Below are 3,177 nucleotides of genomic sequence, written 5' to 3'. Positions count from 1 at the left end.
GAAAGCAGCAGGGCGCTGCCGAAGCGCTCCCACCAATGGGTGTCGACATAGCCGTCCATGCCGGCCCGGCCCAAAGCGTCGGTCGCGGGCGAGGCGAGCGTGATGATGATGCCCTTCGGGGTCTTGGCCCGATTCCACAGCACGAAGAGGCGAGCCTGTCCCCGGCGCAGGCCGCCGCGATACTCTCCGATGACCTGTGTGCCCTTCTCCATCAGCACGACGCGGCTGTTGTCCGACAGCACGTCGCGATTGATGACGCAGCTGGCGAAGCCCGGCTGGTCAGAGGATAGGGCGGTCTCCAGGATGCAGGGGATCGACGTGCCCATGGCGATGATGAAGTCTCGATTTCCCAGCGTGCCGGCGCGTGACCCTTCGAGGCGTGTCGGCGTCATCATCCGGCCGAAGCGCTGGTCCTCGTTCTCGCCGGGACCGTTGAAGCTGCCGCGAGCGGCATTTGGCGGCACATAGCTGGTGCTGGCGTCGGCCGGAACGCCGGCAGTTTGTGGCCGATTCTGTGAGCCGCGCTGTGCGCCGAACGCCATCACCGGGGCGCGACGGGCGGCATCGAGCATCGGATCCTCCGGCGGGGCAGATTGCGGTGCGACGACTGGTGTCGGCAACTTCACCTCCGGCGCGGTTGCGGGCGGGGGTGCGGGCTGACGGGCTGGCTCGAAATCCGTCGTCTGCCGGATGACGACACGCTCCGGCTTCTCGGCGTCCGTCGGCGGTCCTCGATCTCGCATCGACCACATGGCAAAGGCGACGAATGCGATGACGGCCAGCACCACGGCGCCGCGCTTTAGCAGCGGATTATCCTGCCGCCGGCCGGTGACTGCCTGCCCTCGCTCTCCCGGCACGCCGTTATCAATTTCGTCCGCCATCGCCAGCCCCTATTGCGCTCTGGGCGCCGCTTGTGGCTTCACAACCCGCTCAACCGAGGGAGAGGTCGTGTTGGTACCCGGGTTGATCCCGACCTGGTCATAGGCCTCGTTGAAGATGCAGAGCACGTCGCCACCGCGTCGCAGGATGAACTTGCGGCTGATGGCCTGGACGAGCACTAGGTCACCCTCGACCGATTTCGGCACGAGGCTCTCGGTCCCGTCCGAGCTCTCCATGTAGATCGCCGGCATCTCCTGATTGCCGGTGAAGGCAAAGGTCGTGAGCTTGCCGTTGTCGTAGACCGCTTCGGGCTCGAGGGCGGGGGAGCCCTGCGCCGAATAGCGCCAGTTTCGCGGGCCATATTGCTCGTGGAAGGTGAGCACCTTGTCGGCATAACCGGCCTGGGCTGCCTGTGCCCGCGCGGCTGCGTCCCGGCGCCTGCGCTCCGCATCGTCGGCCGGATAGCGGAATTTCACATAGAAATAGGTGGGCTGACCCGAGGCGACCGAGCCGTCGCGCACCGTGAGCTCCATTTGATAGCTGCGCGTTGCCCCATTGCGCCGCGTTGTCACCACCGAGATGTTGGTCACGGGTTGGTTCTCGCGCGGCTTCAGGAACAGGATGTTCCCGGCGGGCGCGACCTCCCAGGCGACCGTATTGCCGAGCGCCACATGGGCGATCTCCTCGTCCTCGGCGAACTCCACCTGAACCGAAGAGCGCAGCGAGCCCACGATCCTGGTGATGTTGTAGGGCTCGTAATCAACGAATCGAACCCGGTTGTCCTGAGGCGCGCTGGAGGGCGTCTCGAGCGCTTGTGCGGCTGAGGCGAGGCACACCGAGACCACTGCGGCGAAGAGTACGGCGCGCTTCAATTGATGGCCTCCGGATCGGCCCGGTATTCGCTCACGACGAACCCGAGGGGATTGACCAGGCGATCCGTCGAGGACATGGGCGCGTTGACATAGGCGAAGGTCAGCGTCGCCACCCAATGGGTGGTGCGCACATCCTCTCCGCGGGTGACCGTGCGGATGTAGCGGACCGACACCACATGCGGATTGATCAACGAGATCGAGACGATGTTGACCCGGGCGGTGGCCTTGCGCCCATAGATATTCTGCGGCGATTCCGGGTTGCTCCCGCGGTAAAGTGCGGCGAAGCGCTGCTGCTCCGCCTGGGTGGACAGCAGGGAAGCGGTGCGGAAGTTTTCTTCCGCCTCGCTCCAGACATAGGCTTCCCGTGCCCGGACGTATCGCGCCGCGAAGTATTTGGTGACGGCCTCGTCGTAGGCTCCCGCCGTCGAGGTCAGCGCCGAGACCACATCCACGATGCCCGTGGAATTGTCGACCCGGACAACGAAGGGCTGAACGGTCTTCAGCGGGGTCAGGCCGGCGACCGCGAAGACCGCGGCCGCCGCCAGGATACTGGCACAGATCGCCACGAACCAGGCGACCCGTGCCGACCGCTCCGCTCGGATCATCCGGTCCTGATCGAACCGCCGCGCCTTCTCAAAATAGCTTTTGAGGCTGTCGTTGGTCACCATCATCCCCGCCCCGTGCAAGATCGGTAGGAACCTGCGACGTCAAGATACGCAAACGGACCAGGCGGCGATGTCGGCCGCTCATCGGCAAATGCCGTTGCACGGCTCGGCACCAGAGGCGCAGCGTCAGATTGCGCCTTCACACCGGCGCTGCCCTCCCACTGCCACATGGCGCGGTTGAGCGGCCGGCGTGCGTAGCCGTCGCACTTGGGCAAGGGATAGGACAGCGATGCGCATCCGCTGAGAACCGACGCCACGCAAAGCAACAGGGACATACGCAACATGCACCACCCGCCTTTGAATTCTGCTCTCAGGAAACGGCGTCAGCCGGCTCCGCCCGATCGGAAGCTGCGCCCCGCGGCGCGGAAGCCTCGGCCGACGGCGCGGGCCGCATACCTGGTGCTTCGGGCGACCGTGCCTTCATGCGCATCGCGCGCGGCGCCATAGCCGTAGGTCAGCGACGCCCCACCCGCGGCAAGCGCGGACGCGATCCCGGGCAGTTGGTAAAAGACGTAGAGGGCGGAAAGCGCGATGGCGCCGAGCGCGATCGGCCGCATCAGCACGTCGGCATACGAGTCCATGGTGGCGAACGTGGCATCCAGGCAGGTCACCAGCAGCGACCCCACGGCGATGACGAGGACCTGCAGGATGACGAAGTTTGCCATCTGGCCGATCCACGCCTCGGTGAACCGGCGGGTCGACTGGAACATGGCCAGGACGACGAAGATCGGACCTATGGCCAGGACGATCGCGAGCGCGAC

Annotated in this window: 5 protein-coding genes; all 5 read right to left on the bottom strand. The window is 65.8% G+C overall.

Translation table 11 applies throughout. The features are described from left to right. The coding region (locus tag K9U40_RS22370; RefSeq protein ID WP_282892307.1) for a TrbI/VirB10 family protein at window positions 1-881 on the bottom strand (881 nt) is incomplete at its 3' end. A gap of 9 nt (window positions 882-890) precedes the next feature. Continuing rightward, window positions 891-1,751, bottom strand: coding sequence for a P-type conjugative transfer protein VirB9 (gene virB9, locus K9U40_RS22365; RefSeq protein WP_282639137.1), 861 nt, complete (start codon window positions 1,749-1,751; stop codon window positions 891-893). Beyond that, window positions 1,748-2,419 carry a virB8 family protein gene (locus tag K9U40_RS22360; RefSeq protein ID WP_282639177.1) on the bottom strand — a complete coding sequence of 224 codons (672 nt, stop codon included), beginning with the start codon at window positions 2,417-2,419 and terminating at the stop codon, window positions 1,748-1,750. The genes virB9 and K9U40_RS22360 overlap by 4 nt, the downstream gene beginning before the upstream one ends. After that, window positions 2,419-2,700, bottom strand: coding sequence for a hypothetical protein (locus tag K9U40_RS22355; protein ID WP_282639138.1), 282 nt, complete (start codon window positions 2,698-2,700; stop codon window positions 2,419-2,421). Before K9U40_RS22355 ends, K9U40_RS22360 begins: the two co-directional genes overlap by 1 nt. A 39-nt stretch (window positions 2,701-2,739) precedes the next feature. Continuing rightward, the coding region (locus K9U40_RS22350; RefSeq protein WP_282892306.1) for a type IV secretion system protein at window positions 2,740-3,177 on the bottom strand (438 nt) is incomplete at its 5' end.

The sequence above is a fragment of the Xanthobacter autotrophicus genome, assembly GCF_030015065.1.
Lineage (GTDB): Bacteria > Pseudomonadota > Alphaproteobacteria > Rhizobiales > Xanthobacteraceae > Xanthobacter > Xanthobacter autotrophicus_D.
This window is presented reverse-complemented; position numbering and strand designations above follow the sequence as displayed.

Coding starts and splice junctions, on each gene's coding strand:
- K9U40_RS22355 (WP_282639138.1), bottom strand. CDS start 2,700: ATGTTGCGTATGTCCCTGTTGCTTTGCGTGGCGTCGGTTCTCAGCGGA.
- K9U40_RS22360 (WP_282639177.1), bottom strand. CDS start 2,419: ATGGTGACCAACGACAGCCTCAAAAGCTATTTTGAGAAGGCGCGGCGG.